Origin of the sequence: Clavibacter sp. VKM Ac-2872 (assembly GCF_015351105.1) — a bacterium.
Lineage (GTDB): Bacteria > Actinomycetota > Actinomycetes > Actinomycetales > Microbacteriaceae > Clavibacter.
Map to the genome: position 1 here is coordinate 24,956 of NZ_JADKRR010000003.1, position 14,647 is coordinate 39,602.

Annotated in this window: 14 protein-coding genes; 2 read left to right on the plus strand and 12 right to left on the minus strand. The window is 72.5% G+C overall.

Annotated features, from left to right (window positions below; genetic code table 11):
• Positions 1-111 precede the first annotated feature (111 nt).
• Positions 112-510, minus strand: coding sequence for a hypothetical protein (locus tag ITJ40_RS12995; RefSeq protein WP_194667472.1), 399 nt, complete (start codon positions 508-510; stop codon positions 112-114).
• Positions 511-871: 361 nt separating this feature from the next.
• Between ITJ40_RS12995 and lexA the strand changes: the two genes are divergently transcribed.
• A complete protein-coding gene (gene lexA / locus ITJ40_RS13000) occupies positions 872-1,552 on the plus strand; it encodes a transcriptional repressor LexA (protein ID WP_012038705.1) in 681 nt (226 codons plus the stop codon).
• A gap of 88 nt (positions 1,553-1,640) precedes the next feature.
• Here the strand turns inward: lexA and hflX are convergent, their stop codons facing one another.
• A complete protein-coding gene (gene hflX, locus ITJ40_RS13005) occupies positions 1,641-3,206 on the minus strand; it encodes a GTPase HflX (protein ID WP_194667473.1) in 1,566 nt (521 codons plus the stop codon).
• Positions 3,207-3,246: 40 nt separating this feature from the next.
• Between hflX and ITJ40_RS13010 the strand changes: the two genes are divergently transcribed.
• The gene (locus ITJ40_RS13010; protein ID WP_194667474.1) at positions 3,247-3,864 is read left to right on the plus strand and encodes a class I SAM-dependent methyltransferase; all 618 of its coding nucleotides are present in this window, start codon (positions 3,247-3,249) and stop codon (positions 3,862-3,864) included.
• Between the two features lie 40 nt (positions 3,865-3,904).
• On the opposite strand, the gene dapF is transcribed toward ITJ40_RS13010, so the two are convergent.
• The 10 genes from dapF to ITJ40_RS13060 all read right to left on the minus strand — a co-directional run bounded on the left by dapF (position 3,905) and on the right by ITJ40_RS13060 (position 14,635).
• A complete protein-coding gene (gene dapF / locus ITJ40_RS13015; protein WP_194667475.1) occupies positions 3,905-4,783 on the minus strand; it encodes a diaminopimelate epimerase in 879 nt (292 codons plus the stop codon).
• Between the two features lie 9 nt (positions 4,784-4,792).
• A complete protein-coding gene (miaA, locus tag ITJ40_RS13020; protein WP_194667476.1) occupies positions 4,793-5,716 on the minus strand; it encodes a tRNA (adenosine(37)-N6)-dimethylallyltransferase MiaA in 924 nt (307 codons plus the stop codon).
• On the minus strand, positions 5,713-7,287 hold the full coding sequence (miaB, locus tag ITJ40_RS13025) for a tRNA (N6-isopentenyl adenosine(37)-C2)-methylthiotransferase MiaB (RefSeq protein WP_194667477.1): 1,575 nt from the start codon (positions 7,285-7,287) through the stop codon (positions 5,713-5,715). Before miaB ends, miaA begins: the two co-directional genes overlap by 4 nt.
• A gap of 49 nt (positions 7,288-7,336) precedes the next feature.
• Complete coding sequence (locus tag ITJ40_RS17105) at positions 7,337-8,386, minus strand: regulatory protein RecX (protein WP_228512453.1); 1,050 nt, start codon at positions 8,384-8,386, stop codon at positions 7,337-7,339.
• 119 nt (positions 8,387-8,505) lie between these two features.
• Positions 8,506-9,594 (minus strand): recombinase RecA, encoded by a 1,089-nt coding sequence (recA, locus tag ITJ40_RS13035; protein WP_194667478.1) that lies wholly within the window; start codon positions 9,592-9,594, stop codon positions 8,506-8,508.
• 282 nt (positions 9,595-9,876) lie between these two features.
• Positions 9,877-10,110 carry a DUF3046 domain-containing protein gene (locus ITJ40_RS13040; RefSeq protein WP_370532055.1) on the minus strand — a complete coding sequence of 78 codons (234 nt, stop codon included), beginning with the start codon at positions 10,108-10,110 and terminating at the stop codon, positions 9,877-9,879.
• A gap of 76 nt (positions 10,111-10,186) precedes the next feature.
• Positions 10,187-10,495 (minus strand): helix-turn-helix domain-containing protein, encoded by a 309-nt coding sequence (locus tag ITJ40_RS13045; RefSeq protein ID WP_012298599.1) that lies wholly within the window; start codon positions 10,493-10,495, stop codon positions 10,187-10,189.
• A gap of 139 nt (positions 10,496-10,634) precedes the next feature.
• Entirely contained in the window at positions 10,635-11,156 is a 522-nt protein-coding gene (locus ITJ40_RS13050; RefSeq protein WP_194667479.1) for a CinA family protein, read from the minus strand.
• Positions 11,153-11,782, minus strand: coding sequence for a CDP-diacylglycerol--glycerol-3-phosphate 3-phosphatidyltransferase (pgsA, locus tag ITJ40_RS13055; RefSeq protein ID WP_194667480.1), 630 nt, complete (start codon positions 11,780-11,782; stop codon positions 11,153-11,155). The genes ITJ40_RS13050 and pgsA overlap by 4 nt, the downstream gene beginning before the upstream one ends.
• Before the next feature lie 3 nt (positions 11,783-11,785).
• Positions 11,786-14,635 carry a DNA translocase FtsK gene (locus ITJ40_RS13060; RefSeq protein WP_194667481.1) on the minus strand — a complete coding sequence of 950 codons (2,850 nt, stop codon included), beginning with the start codon at positions 14,633-14,635 and terminating at the stop codon, positions 11,786-11,788.
• Positions 14,636-14,647: the final 12 nt, after the last annotated feature.

Consider the following 14,647-nt stretch of genomic DNA (forward strand, 5'->3'; position numbering starts at 1 on the left):
CTCCATGCTACCGATCGCATCCCGTCCACCGGCCGCGCTCCCGGCCGCCACCGGGAGCACGTCGAGGGATCGCCCGCCGTGCGTGACGACCGACGCGACGCCGCCCGAGGGTCAGTGGGCGTACTGGGCGGGGACGGCGAGCTGCTGGCCCGCCGCGACATCCGACGAGGGCAGTCGGTTGAGGTCGACGACCGACGCGATGACGTCACGCGGGTCGGCCGAGGGAGCGATCTCCTCGGCGAGATCCCAGAGGGACTGGCCGCTGGAGACGGTGACGTACTCGAACGTCGTGCCCGATGCATCCTTCGACGCCACGGCGGCGCCGCCGTTGAGCGCGACGAGTCCCACGCCGAACGCGAGCGGGGCCGCGACCAGGGCGGTGAGGACGACGCGCCCTCGGCGCGTGATGCGCAGGCGCGTGCGGGGCGCGACGGCTGCCTCCGTGACGGGTGCTGCGGCGGTGACGGGTGCTGCGGCGGTGACGGCGGGGGTGGTTGCTGTGGTGTCCATGGTGACCTCTCGTGCGAGACGGTGGGGCGTCGATGCGACGCGCTCGGCGGTGCAGTGCGGTACGGCATGCGATGCGGGTCGGGCAGCTCGCACCCGGCTCTCGGCCGGGAGAGCCGGGTGCGAAGCTGTGTTCCGAACATACATTCGAAACCAGCCATCCGCAAGCCCCGATCGCCTCGATCCGGCCATCCGGCGCACGACACGCTCGAACAGGTGTTTGTACGAGGTGCCTCGGCTGGATACAGTTTCGAGTGCCTGGTGTCCATTCCATCGGGCACCACCGACATCGCCCCCGCGAGGGCGTCGGCCCGCCGGGCCGCACGCGCCGCGGCGGCGTCGGCGACGAGAGGCGGGCCGTGGCATGACGGACGAGCGAGCAGCGGGAGGCGGCGCGACGAGGCGCCGCAAGAGCCTCAGCGACAAGCAGATCTCGATCCTGGAGTTCATCCAGCGCACGATCGCCGGCCAGGGCTACCCGCCGAGCATGCGCGAGATCGGCGACGCCGTCGGCCTCGCCTCCCTGTCGAGCGTCACCCACCAGCTCAACCAGCTCGAGCTCTCCGGCTACCTCCGGCGCGACCCGAACCGCCCGCGCGCCCTCGAGGTCCTCATCGACCTGCCGGGTTCCGGCGCAGCGGAGAGCGGAGAGCCGTCGACGCCCGTGGGCGACGCCGCCATGGTGCCCATGGTCGGCCGCATCGCCGCCGGCATCCCCATCACCGCCGAGCAGATGGTCGAGGAGGTCTTCCCCCTCCCCCGTCAGCTCGTCGGCAAGGGCGACCTCTTCATGCTGCGCGTCGTCGGCGACTCCATGATCGACGCGGCCATCTGCGACGGCGACTGGGTCGTGGTGCGCCAGCAGAAGACCGCCGAGAACGGGGACATCGTCGCCGCCATGCTCGACGACGAGGCCACCGTCAAGGTGTTCCGCCAGCGCGACGGCCACACCTGGCTCCTCCCCCGCAACAGCGCCTTCGAGCCGATCCTCGGCGACTTCGCCGAGGTGGTCGGCAAGGTCGTGGCGGTCATGCGCTCCGTCTGATCTCCGCGCACGACGCAGGAGAGCGGCCGGTCCCCGAGGGGGGCCGGCCGCTCTCCTGCGTGCGATGGACGCGCGGGCGCCGCGCCTGTCAGACCGCGGGGACCACCGCGTACGCCTGGACCTGCGCCTGCTGCTCGGCCGTCACGAGCGCGCGCACGCGCGTGCCCTCCTCGACGTACGAGGTCTCGAGCACCTTCGCGCCGTCGTGCAGCATGGCGACGACCTCGCCGTGCTCGAACGGCACCAGGAGGTCGACCTCGATGGTCGGCTGCGGGAGCAGCTCCGCGATGCGACGCCGGAGCTCCTCCACGCCCTCGCCCGTGCGGGCCGAGACGAAGATGCCCTGGGGTGCCAGGCCGCGCAGGACGACGCGGTCGCCGTCGGAGGCGAGGTCGCTCTTGTTGAACACGACGATCTCGGGGATGGACGAGGCATCCACCTCGGCGATGACCTCGTGCACGGTCGCGAGCTGCGCCGCGGGATCCGGGTGCGACGCGTCGACGACGTGCACGAGCACGTCGGAGTCGGCGAGCTCCTCCAACGTCGAGCGGAAGGCCTCGACCAGCTGGTGCGGCAGGTTCCGCACGAAGCCGACCGTGTCGGCCAGCGTGTAGAGCTGGCCCTGGTCCGTCTCGGTCTTCCGCACGGTCGCGTCGAGCGTCGCGAAGAGCGCGTTCTCGACGAGCACGCCCGCCTTCGTCACCCGGTTGAGGAGCGACGACTTGCCGGCGTTCGTGTAGCCCACGATCGCGACCGAGGGCACCTGGTTCCGGTCGCGGTTGGCGCGCTTGGTGTCGCGCGCGGGCTTCATCGCCGCGATCTGCTTGCGCAGTCGCGCCATGCGCGTGTTGATGCGACGACGGTCGAGCTCGATCTTCGTCTCACCCGGACCACGCGATCCCATGCCCGCGCCCGCGCCGCCGACCTGGCCACCGGCCTGGCGGGACATCGAGTCGCCCCAACCGCGGAGGCGCGGGAGCAGGTACTGCAGCTGCGCGAGCTCGACCTGGGCCTTGCCCTCGCGGCTCTTGGCGTGCTGGCTGAAGATGTCGAGGATCACGGCGGTGCGGTCGATGACCTTGACCTTCACCACATCCTCCAGCGCGCGCCGCTGGCTCGGGGCGAGCTCGGTGTCGGCGATGACGGTGTCCGCGCCGACCGCGGCGACGAGCGCCCGCAGCTCCTCGGCCTTGCCCCGTCCGAAGTAGGTGCTGGGATCCGGCGTCGGTCGACGCTGCAGCAGGCCGTCGAGCACGACAGCCCCTGCGGTCTCCGCGAGGGCCGCGAGCTCGCGCATGCTGTTCTCGGCGTCGTCGACCGACCCCTGCGAGTACACGCCGATGAGCACGACGTTCTCGAGGCGCAGCTGCCGGTATTCGACCTCGGTGACGTCCTCGAGCTCGGTGGAGAGGCCGGGGACGCGGCGGAGCGCCTGCCGGTCGGCCCGTTCGCTCTGGTCGCCGTCCGACCCCTGCTCGATGTCGGGGTTCGCGGACAGCGCCTGCGCGCCGGATCCGCGGAAGAGGGCGTAGCCGGCGGAGCGGTTCTCCGCTCGGCCGAGGACGCGCGCGACGACGTCGTCCCGGTCGGTGTTCTCGGTGGACGTCGTCGTCGTGTCCGCGGGCTCGTGGTCGTGCTCGTCGTGCGTTGTCATGTGCTCCCATCGTAGCGCGGGCGTCCGGTATCGTCCCGGTATGGCCGACGCGCACTACTTCTCCTCGTCGCCGGCCGGACCCCTGCGCACCCGCACGATCTCGGTCCAGCTGGGTGGGCGCACGGTCGAGGTCGAGACCGCGGGCGGCGTCTTCAGCCCCGAGCACGTCGACCAGGGCACCCTGGTCCTGCTGCGCAACGTCCCCGAGCCCCCCACCGAGGGGCACCTGCTGGACGTGGGCTGCGGCTGGGGTCCGGTGGCGCTCGACCTGGCGATGCGCTCGCCGTCGGCCACCGTGTGGGCCGTCGACGTCAACGAGCGCGCCCTCGACCTGACGCGGGCGAACGCCCGGAGCCTCGGCCTCGAGAACGTCGAGGCCGTGCTCCCCGAGGACGTCCCCGCCGATCTCGCGTTCGCCACCGTGTGGTCGAACCCGCCCATCCGCGTGGGAAAGGAGGCGCTGCACGGCATCCTGCTCGACTGGATGCCGCGCCTCGCGCCGGACGCGGACGCCTGGCTCGTGGTGCAGCGCAACCTCGGATCCGACTCGCTGCAGCGCTGGCTGGTCGACACGCTCCCCGCGGGCCTCGAGACGACGCGCGCGGCCTCCGACAAGGGCTTCCGGGTGCTGCGCGTGCACCGCGGCGCGGACTCCTAGCCCGGGACCGCCGGCGAGGCCGTGGGACGGGACGACCGGATCAGGCCAGCGCGACGACCCCGTCGAACACCAGCTCGGCGGGACCGGACAGGCCGACGTGCTCGCCGTCCTCGGTCGGGAACATCCGCACGCCGAGCACGCCGCCCGGCAGCTGGACGCGCCACTGGTGCGGGGCGGCGGAGCCGGCCCAGTGCCGCGTCGCGAGCGCGGCCGCCGCGGCGCCCGTGCCGCAGCTCAGCGTCTCGCCGCTGCCGCGCTCGTGGACGCGCATCGTGATGTGGCCCACCCCGTCCACGACGAGCGGATCCGCGGGCACCACCAGCTCGACGTTCGCGCCGTCGGCGGGCTCGGGATCCAGCTGCGGCACGAACGCGAGATCGGCCTCCGCGAGCTCGTCCTCGCTCGAGAGCGCGACCACCACGTGCGGGTTGCCGACGTCGATGCCGAGGCCCGGACGCGCGACCTGGAGGTCCTTGGCGCGCACGAGCGGTTCGCCGCCCGCGAGGGACCACCGGCCGAGGTCGACCTGGAAGCCCGATCCGCTGCGCTGCACCTCCCGCACGCCGGCCCGCGTGCCGATGGGCACGGTGCGGCCCGCGGGCAGCTCGATGAGGCCGTTCTCGATGAGGAAGAGCGTGAAGACGCGGATCCCGTTGCCGCACATCTCGGCGGGGCTGCCGTCGACGTTGCGGTAGTCCATGAACCACTCGGCGTCGGGGTCCTCGTCGAGGGCGGCGCGGCCCTCGGGGATGCGGCTCGAGAGCACCGCGCGGATCGTCCCGTCGGCCCCGATGCCGAAGTGCCGATCGCAGAGAGCCTGCACCTGCGTGTCGGTCAGGTCGATCTCGCCCGCGGGATCCGCAAACAGCACGAAGTCGTTGCCCGTGCCCTGGCCCTTGGTGAACTGCAGGTCTGCCATCCCGCCAGCCTACGGGCGCGCCGCCGGGAGGGCATCGAGCGAGTTCTCGAGGAGCCGCTCGTCGCGCGCGTCCAACCGCACCGCGTCGGCGTAGCGACCGAACCACGACACCTGCCGCCGCGCGTAGCGCCGGGTGAGCGCGCGGGTCTCCTCCACCGCCTGCTCCTCCGTGAGCTCCCCCGCGAGCTGCCGCGCCGCCTGCGCGTAGCCGATGGCGCGGGACGCGGTGACGCCGTCCGCGAGCCCCGCGGGCAGCAGCCCGGCGACCTCGTCGACGAGGCCGTCGGCCCACATGCCGGACACGCGGGCGTCGAGCCGCGGCACGAGCTCCTCGCGCGGCAGCGTGAGCGCCAGGATCCGCGCGGGGTGCCACGGCCGCGGCTCGGCGGACGCGCGCTCCGGCTGCGGACCGGTGATCTCGACGACCTCTAGCGCGCGCACGAGGCGCCGCCCGTTGTGCGCGCCGATCCGCTGGGCCGCGGCCGGGTCGAGCTCCCGGAGGCGTCGGTGGAGCATGCCCGGCCCGGTCGCCGCGAGCTCCTGCTCCAATCGCTGACGGATCTCGGGGTCGGTCCCGGGGAAGTCGTAGTCGAACAGCACCGACGAGACGTACAGACCGGATCCGCCCACGAGGATCGGGACGGCCCCGCGCTCGAGGACGCCGCCGATGACCCGCCGCGCCTCCTCCTGGTAGGCGGCGACGGTGGCCTCCTCGGTCACGTCGAGGACGTCGAGCATGTGGTGCGGGACGCCGCGCCTGTCGGCCTCGGGGAGCTTGGCCGTGCCGATGTCCATGCCCCGGTAGAGCTGCATGGCGTCGGCGTTGACGATCTCCGCCGCGCGGCCATCCGCCCGCAGCCGGTCCGCGATGCCGAGGGACAGCGCGGACTTGCCGGTGCCCGTGGCGCCGACGACCGCGACGATCGGGATCACGCGCGGTGGCGCGGGTGCGCGGCCTCGTCGCCGGCGACCGTGGGCACCCGGAGCGACGGGAGCCCGAGCGAGACGCGCGGCGCACCGCCCGCGCTCGTGCCCGCGGCCGGTGCGGGGACGCCGCAGGAGTCCGCCTGCGCACGCTCCCACGCGTCCCCCGCGCGGGTGCGCCGGATGCGCAGCGGTGCCTGGTCGATCGAGTCCGCGATGAGGTGGAACGGCGCCGCGCGGGTGATCTCGACCTCGACCGCGTCGCCGGGTCGCGGCTCGCCGCTTCCCGCGGGCACGTCGAGGTGCACGAGGCGACCGTCCTGCGCACGCCCCGTGACACGATGCGTGTCGCCGTCCTTCCGACCCTCGTGCGCGCTCACGAGCACCTCGACCGTGCGCCCGACCACGCGTCGGTTCTCCTCGTGGCTGATGCGCTCCTGCAGCGCGGTGAGTCGCCCGTACCGCTCCTTCACGACGTCGGCGGGCACCTGCTCCTCCATCGTCGCGGCGGGAGTGCCCGGGCGGATGGAGTACTGGAACGTGAAGGCCGAGGAGAAGCGTGCGGCTTCGACGACACGGAGGGTCTCCTGGAAGTCCTCCTCGGTCTCCCCGGGGAAGCCCACGATGATGTCGGTCGTGATCGCCGCGTCCGGGATGCGCGTGCGCACGCGGTCGAGGATCCCGAGGAAGCGCTCCGACCGGTAGGAACGGCGCATGGCCTTGAGGATCCGGTCCGATCCCGACTGCAGCGGCATGTGCAGCTGCGGCATGACCGCCGGCGTCTCGGCCATCGCGTCGATGACGTCGTCCGTGAAGGCGGCCGGGTGGGGGCTCGTGAAGCGGATGCGCTCCAGCCCCGCGATGGCCCCGGCGGCCCGCAGCAGCTTGCCGAACGCCTGCCGGTCGCCGAACTCGACGCCGTAGGAGTTGACGTTCTGACCGAGCAGCGTGACCTCGACCGCCCCGTCGTCGACGAGGGCCTGTATCTCGGCGAGGATGTCTCCCGGCCGTCGGTCCTTCTCCTTGCCGCGGAGGGCCGGCACGATGCAGAACGTGCAGGTGTTGTTGCAGCCGACGGAGATGGACACCCATCCGCTCGCGATCTCGTCGCGCTTAGTGGGGAGCGTCGACGGGAACGTCTCGAGGCTCTCGAGGATCTCGAGCTGCGCCTCGCCGTTGTGCCGCGCCCGCTCGAGCAGCGTCGGCAGCGCACCCATGTTGTGGGTGCCGAAGACGACGTCGACCCAGGGCGCCCTCTCGAGCACCGTCGCCCGGTCCTTCTGGGCGAGGCACCCTCCCACAGCGATCTGCATGCCCTCGTGGCGACGCTTGACCCCGGCGAGGTGGCCGAGGTTGCCGTAGAGCTTGTTGTCCGCGTTCTCGCGCACCGCGCAGGTGTTGATGACGACGATGTCGGGCTCGGCACCCTCGGCCGACACGTAGCCCGCGGCCTCGAGCGATCCGGTGAGGCGCTCCGAGTCGTGGACGTTCATCTGGCATCCGTAGGTGCGGACCTCGTACGTCCGCGGTCGGTCGGCGGGGGGCGTGACGACGCGGACGTGATCGGCGACGGTGCTCATGATGACTAGATCCTACGTGCGGGGAGGCCTCGCGCTGCCCGGGGACGGATCAGCGGAAGCGGACGCGGGACGAGCCGCGGCGCGTCGCGAGCGCGACCTTCGCCGCGTCCCGCACGACGCCGCCTCCGTAGCCGCGACGCATGAGGAACGAGGTGAGCCGACGTTCGGCTGTCTCGTCGTCGTAGGACGAGAGCTGACCCACGCGCTTCATCGCGACCTCGGTGGCGCGCGCCAGCTCGTCGTCGGGCTGCTCGGCCATGGCCTCCTCGATCACGAGGGGATCGAGCTTGCGGCGGCGCATCTCCATCTCGACCGAGCGGCGGCCGAGCCCCTTGCGGTCGAGATGCGTGTGCAGGATCTGCTCCGCGAGCGCCGCCTCGTCGATGTACTGCAGGGAGACGTACCTGGCGAGCGTCTCCTCCGCGATGTCCGGGTCGATCTCCGCGCCGTCGAGCACATCCCGGGCCTCCGCGAGCGAGAGCCCGCGCCCGCGCAGCCGGTTGGCGAGGACGTTGTCCGCCCGCCGCCGTTGGCGCGCGGGCGTCCGCTCGGCTGCGCGCTCCTCCTCGGCCTCCGCCTCGCGACGCGCGTCCTCGACGCGATCCTCCTCGAGGCGGACCATGTCCTGCCGGTACGCCTCGTCTTGCTCCGCCTTGGCACGTGCACGCTCGGCACGCTCCTGCTCGGCGCGCCATGCGGCGGGTGTCGGTTCGTTCGCGGTGTCGTCCTCGGCGGGCGGCGCCTCCGGGAACGCGGTGGACGCGTCGCCGGATCCTCGGGCAGCCTGCGCCTCGGCTTCGGCGAGGACGCGCCGCGCCTCCGCGATGCGTTCCTGGGCGGCGAGGGCGCGGCCCGCCTGCGACTCGTCGACCGCTGCCCCGATGGTGACGATGCCGTCGACCTCGGTCACGGAGCGGCCGCGCGCGGGATGCGGTGGCTCGATGCGCGCCTCGGCCACCTCCTCGGCGGGCGGCGTGGGCTCCACGAGCGGACGAGCCGCGGCGCGACGCGAGCGCCGGTCGGCGAGGGACGCGACGGGCGCGATCTCGTCGGCCCCGGGGCCGGTGCCCTGCTCGCCCTCGGAGGGGAATCTGACCATGGTGCTTCCGTCCTCAAGAGGCCCGGGCGGGCATCACGCGGAGCGTGGCGCCACGGCGGGGCCGGTGTCGTGCGGGGCGGGGTGCGTCTCGGGACGCACCCCGCCGTGGGAGCGCCCGGTCAGGCGCTCTTGCGTGCGGACGCCTTGGGCGCCACGGCCGCGACCGGAGCCGGAGCCGCGTCGGCCGCAGCGGCGGCATCGGCGTTCGGGTCCTTGACCAGGCCGAGCTTGACCTTGATCTTCTGCTCGATCTCGGCGGCGATCTCCGGGTTGTTGAGGAGGTGCTTGCGCGAGTTCTCCTTGCCCTGGCCGAGCTGGTCGCCGTCGTAGGTGTACCAGGCGCCCGACTTGCGGACGATCTCGTGCTCGACGCCGAAGTCGATGAGGCTGCCCTCGCGGGAGATGCCCGTTCCGTAGAGGATGTCGAACTCCGCCTGCTTGAAGGGCGGCGCCATCTTGTTCTTGACGACCTTGACGCGGGTGCGGTTGCCGACCGCGTCGGTGCCGTCCTTGAGCGTCTCGATGCGGCGGATGTCGAGGCGGACCGACGCGTAGAACTTCAGCGCCTTGCCACCCGCTGTGGTCTCCGGGCTGCCGAAGAACACGCCGATCTTCTCGCGGAGCTGGTTGATGAAGATCATGGTGGTCTGCGTCTGGTTGAGCCCACCGGTGAGCTTGCGGAGCGCCTGCGACATGAGGCGCGCCTGGAGACCGACGTGCGAGTCACCCATCTCGCCCTCGATCTCCGCGCGCGGCACGAGCGCTGCCACGGAGTCGATGACGACGAGGTCGATGGATCCCGAGCGCACGAGCATGTCGGCGATCTCGAGCGCCTGCTCGCCGGTGTCGGGCTGGGAGACGAGGAGCGCGTCGATGTCGACGCCGAGCTTCTTCGCGTACTCCGGGTCGAGCGCGTGCTCCGCGTCGATGAATGCCGCGATGCCGCCCGCGCGCTGCGCATTGGCGATGGCGTGCAAGGTCAGCGTGGTCTTTCCCGAGGACTCCGGGCCGTAGATCTCGACGATGCGGCCACGCGGGAGCCCGCCGATGCCGAGCGCCACGTCCAGCGCGACGGAGCCGGTGGGGATGACGGCGACGGGCGCGCGCTCGTCGCTGCCCAGTCGCATGACCGAGCCCTTGCCGAACTGCCGGTCGATCTGTGCGAGCGCTGTCTCGAGGGACTTCTCGCGGTCTGCCGATGATGCCATGGGGTGCTCCTCGTGTCGAAGGTGGGTTGCCTGCAGGCTGTCGCTCCGCTCCCGCTGGCCGCGGGGTCCGGTGCCGACAAGGCGACGGGTGATCTCCGCGAGGTGCACGTTATGCGGCGCCGCCGACATCGCTGCCGGAGGGGCCGGACCTGTGCAGTCCGCGCTTCGAATCGCTCCTGTGGGGAGACTACGCGCGTTCGAAGGGATATTCGAACGGCGCGCCGCGTGTCGTCGACGGATCCGTAGCGCGTCGAGGACGAGGAGCTGCGGCGGACGGGAGCGTCAGGCGCGCGGCTCGGGGACCCCGGCGCCGTTCCAGCGCGCGCGCGGCACGTCCTGCGCGCGGCAGAGGGCGAGCCAGACCTCGCGGGCGGGCGTGCCGTCCTTCAGCGCCTGCGCGCACGTGCGCCCGCCGAGCTCGCCGAGCACGAGGTCCGCGACGAGCACCGGTCCGTAGCCGGCGCCGAACTCGTCGGAGACGGCCCGTTGGAACTCGCTGAGTCGCATGCCGACCACGCTACCTGCTGCCGTCTGCACGACGACGCCCCGCCCGTCACGAGGACGAGCGGGGCGAGAGGCCTTCGAGGAGAAGTCAGCGCGCGACGAGGTCGCTGTCGAAGCCGGCGACCAGGTCGTCGGGGATGGTGTCGGGGATGGGGTTGAGACCCTCGATGACGGCGAGGCGGTCGCCCACCTCGCGCATGATGACGGAGATGGGGGTGTCCAACGCGTCGGCGACGGACGCGAGGATCTCGCTCGACGCCTCCTTCTGGCCCCGCTCGACCTCGCTGAGGTAGCCCAGCGCGACGCTGGCCTTGCTGGCGACCTGGCGGAGCGTGCGCCCCTTCTGCAGACGGAAGTCCCGAAGGACGTCGCCGATCTCCTGACGGACTAGAACCACGGGAGCCTCCTCGTTGCGCCTGGTGCCTGATCGAACCGGAGGTCCGGGGCTGATGGGTGACCATCTGGCCGAGGACTCAGGCTAAGCAGGGGCACTGGGCGTTGCTTGTGAACGTGATTACGACAACGCGGGAGCCGCATCAGATGTTCCCGGCGGGTTCGAGCGCGTCGACGAGGACCTCGAGGGCCGCCCGGACGACACCTGCGCGGACCGCCTGGCGGTCTCCGTCGAGGTGCAGGGCGATGGCGCGCGAGTCGCCGTCGACGGACAGGCCGACGAAGGCCGTGCCCGGCGGCTGCCCGTCCTGGGGATCCGGACCGGCGGCGCCCGTCGTGGAGACGCCGACGTCCGCGGGGCGTCCGTCGATCGCGCACGCCTGGCGCACGCCGAGCGCCATCTGCCGCGCGACGTCGGGGTGGACCGCGCCATGGACCGCGAGGATGGCGGAGTCGACCCCGAGGATCGTGCGCTTGAGGGCCGTGTCGTAGGAGACGATCCCGCCGAGGAGCGCACGCGAGGCGCCGGGGACGCCCACGAGCGCGGCGGTGAGCAGGCCGCCCGTCAACGACTCCGCGACCGCGATGCGACGACCGCTCGCGACGAGGGCCGTGATCACCCGGTCGGCGAGCTGCTCGTCGATCGCGTCCCCGGGGGCGCTCACGAGGCGCTCTCCGCCCGCAGCGCCTGACGCATGTAGTCGAGGCCGGAGAGGACCGTCAGGGCGAGCGCGATCGACATGAGCACCGTGTTCACGACGTGCATGCCGTCGCCGACCACGTCCCACAGCGGGAGCAGCGCGACGCTGATCGCCACGGCCTGCGCGACGGTCTTGAGCTTGCCGCCGCGCGACGCCGCGACCACCCGGTCGCGGAGCACGGCGAAGCGGTACGCGGTGATGCCGAGCTCGCGCACCAGGATCACGATGGTGACCCACCACGGGAGCTCGCCGAGCACCGAGAGCATCACGAGCGCGGCGCCCGTGAGCACCTTGTCGGCGATGGGGTCGAGGAGCTTGCCGAGGTCGGTCACCAGGTTGCGGCTGCGGGCGATGTGCCCGTCGACCCCGTCGGTCGCGATCGCGAGGATGAAGAGCACCGCGGCCGCGTAGCGGAGCGGGCCGTCGGCTCCGTCGTCCGCCGCGAGGAGGACGACGAAGACCGGGGCCAGCAGGATCCGCACGATCGTGAGGACGTTGGCGACGTTCCAGGGGCTCGCCGGGGAGTCACCCGCGCGCCAGATGCGCGGTGCCCCGGTGCCGGTCGCGCCCGATGCGCTCCGATCGGCCACGGGTCAGTCCCTCCCCGTCAGGCCCCAGGCGTCGTCGTCGCCCTCGGCCTCCACCTGCTCGTACGCGTCCAGGTCCTTGTGCAGCGGATCCGACGGGTAGCGGTTGCCGTCGTCCGCGTCGGCTGCCGGCGGCATCGCCGGGGCAGCAGTGGCGGGCGCGGCGGGTGCCGGCGCGTCCGCGGGCGTCTCCCCGCGCAGCGTCGCGAGCACGCCCGGCAGCTGCTCGGCCGACACGAGCACGTCGCGCGCCTTCGATCCCTCGGACGGGCCGACGATCTCGCGCGCCTCGAGGAGGTCCATGAGGCGACCGGCCTTCGCGAAGCCGACGCGGAGCTTCCGCTGCAGCATCGACGTGGACCCGAACTGCGTGCTGACGACGAGCTCGGCGGCCGCGAGGAGCACCTCCAGGTCGTCGCCGATGTCCGCGTCGATCTCCTTGCGCTCGGCCGCGACCGCGACGTCCTGCCGGTACTCCGGTCGCGCCTGGCGCGTCACGTGCTCGACGACCTTCGCGATCTCCGCCTCCTGCACCCACGCGCCCTGCACGCGGACGGCCTTGTTGGCGCCCATGGGGAGGAAGAGGCCGTCGCCCTGGCCGATGAGCTTGTCGGCGCCGGGCTGGTCGAGGATCACGCGCGAGTCGGTCATGCTCGACACCGCGAACGCGAGGCGGGACGGCACGTTGGCCTTGATGAGGCCGGTGACGACGTCGACCGACGGACGCTGCGTCGCGAGCACCAGGTGGATGCCGGCGGCGCGCGCGAGCTGCGTGATGCGGACGATGGAGTCCTCGACGTCGCGCGGCGCGACCATCATGAGGTCGGCGAGCTCGTCGACCACCACGAGGAGGTAGGGGTACGGGCGCAGCGTCCGCTCGCTGCCCTCGGGGAGCACGATGGACCCGCTCGTGACGGCCTTGTTGAAGTCGTCGATGTGGCGGAAGCCGAAGCTGGCGAGGTCGTCGTACCTCATGTCCATCTCCTTCACCACCCACTGCAGCGCCTCGGCCGCCTTCTTCGGGTTGGTGATGATGGGCGTGATGAGGTGCGGGACGCCGGCGTAGATGGTGAGCTCGACGCGCTTCGGGTCGATGAGGACCATGCGCACGTCGCTCGGCTTCGCGCGCATGAGGAGCGAGGTGATCATCGAGTTGACGAAGCTCGACTTGCCGGAGCCCGTGGATCCCGCGACCAGGAGGTGGGGCATCTTCGCGAGGTTGGCGATGACGTAGCCGCCCTCGACGTCCTTGCCGACGCCGATGGTCATCGGGTGCGCGCTGTTCGTCGCGGCCGACGAGCGGAGCACGTCGCCGAGGGAGACGATCTCGCGGTCGGTGTTCGGAATCTCCACGCCGATGGCGCTGCGGCCGGGGATGGGCGAGAGGATGCGGACCTCGTTGGACGCGACCGCGTAGCTGATGTTCTTGGCGAGCGCCGTGACACGCTCCACCTTCACGCCGGGCGCGAGCTCGAGCTCGTAGCGCGTGACGGTCGGGCCGCGCGAGAAGCCCGTGACCGTGGCGTCGACCTGGAAGTTGGTGAGCACCTCGGTGAGGGCGCGCACCACCTCGTCGTTGACGGACGACCGCGACTTGGCGGGCGTGCCGGGCGCGAGGGTGCTCGCGGCGGGGAGGCGGTACGGGGCCTGCGGGGCATCGGACTCCCCCGACACGATCGGGGCGTCGGAGCCGTCGTCCTCGAAGCCGGGCAGGACCGCGGGCTCGTCGTCGTCGCGGATCCCGGTGGGGTGCACGGGGACGGAGGGCAGGATCGCGGTCGCCGTGGCGTCGACGGGCGGGTCGAGGTCGATGCGGCGGGTCGCGGCGTCGTCGCCCGCGAAGGCGCCGGGCTCGGGACGGGAGGCGTCGGGATCCGCCGTGCGGTCGATGACGGTGGTGGGCGCCTCCGCGGCGGTGCGGCTGCCGGCCTCGTCGTCGGATCCGGCGTGCGGCGCGAGCACCGGGCTGTCGAACGCGGGCGCGTCCTCGCGCTGGCTGCGGTTGCGGCGCCACCACGGGAGGCTGTCGGTGTCGACCGGGCCCTCGTCGTCCAGCCCCTCGAGCTCGACCTGCTCGGTCGCCTGCGCCTTGCGGGCCGCCCGGTCGGCGGCGCGCTGCTCCTCGTCCACGGGCGGCGCGCCGAAGAGGTACGAGTACAGCTCGCGCAGCCGCATGCCGACGCGGTTCGGCGGCGTGCGGGTGATGATGAAGAGGGAGAGCACCAGGAGGATCCCCGCCACGATCCCCGCGCCGATCGACGTGACGAGCAGGGACAGGGGCGCCGCGAGCACCCAGCCGAGGACGCCGCCGGCGCGGGCCAGGGCGAGCATGCCGTCCCGCGGATCCGGTGCCCCGTTGAAGATGTGGCAGAGCGCGGCGATGGAGACGAGGAAGAGCGAGACGCCCACGCCGATCCGCCCGTTGTCGCTCACCGAGGACGGGTGGCGGAAGAGCCAGAGGGCGAGGAGGACCATCACGATGGGCAGCGCGAAGGCCACCCGGCCGAAGAGCCCGCCGAACGTGTACGCGTCGAAGGACATGGCCACGTCGTTGAGCGGGTTGAACCACTCGACGACCACACCCGCGATCGCGAGCACCACGAGGAGGAAGGGGATGCCGTCGCGGCGCTCCTCCTTCGCGAGCTTCTCGGGACCGAGCGCCCGGAAGAGGGCGCCGGTGGCGTGCGCGAGGCCCATCCACGCGGCGACGAGCGGGCCGCGCCGCTCCGACTGGACGGGGTAGGCGACGGTCTGCTGCTTGGTGTCTGCGGCGCGCCCCTTGCGGGGGGGCGTGGCGCGCGGCGCGCCCGAGGAGGTCTTCCCGGCGCGGCTGGTCGACCTGGTGCTCGTAGCCATGCGACCCACGTT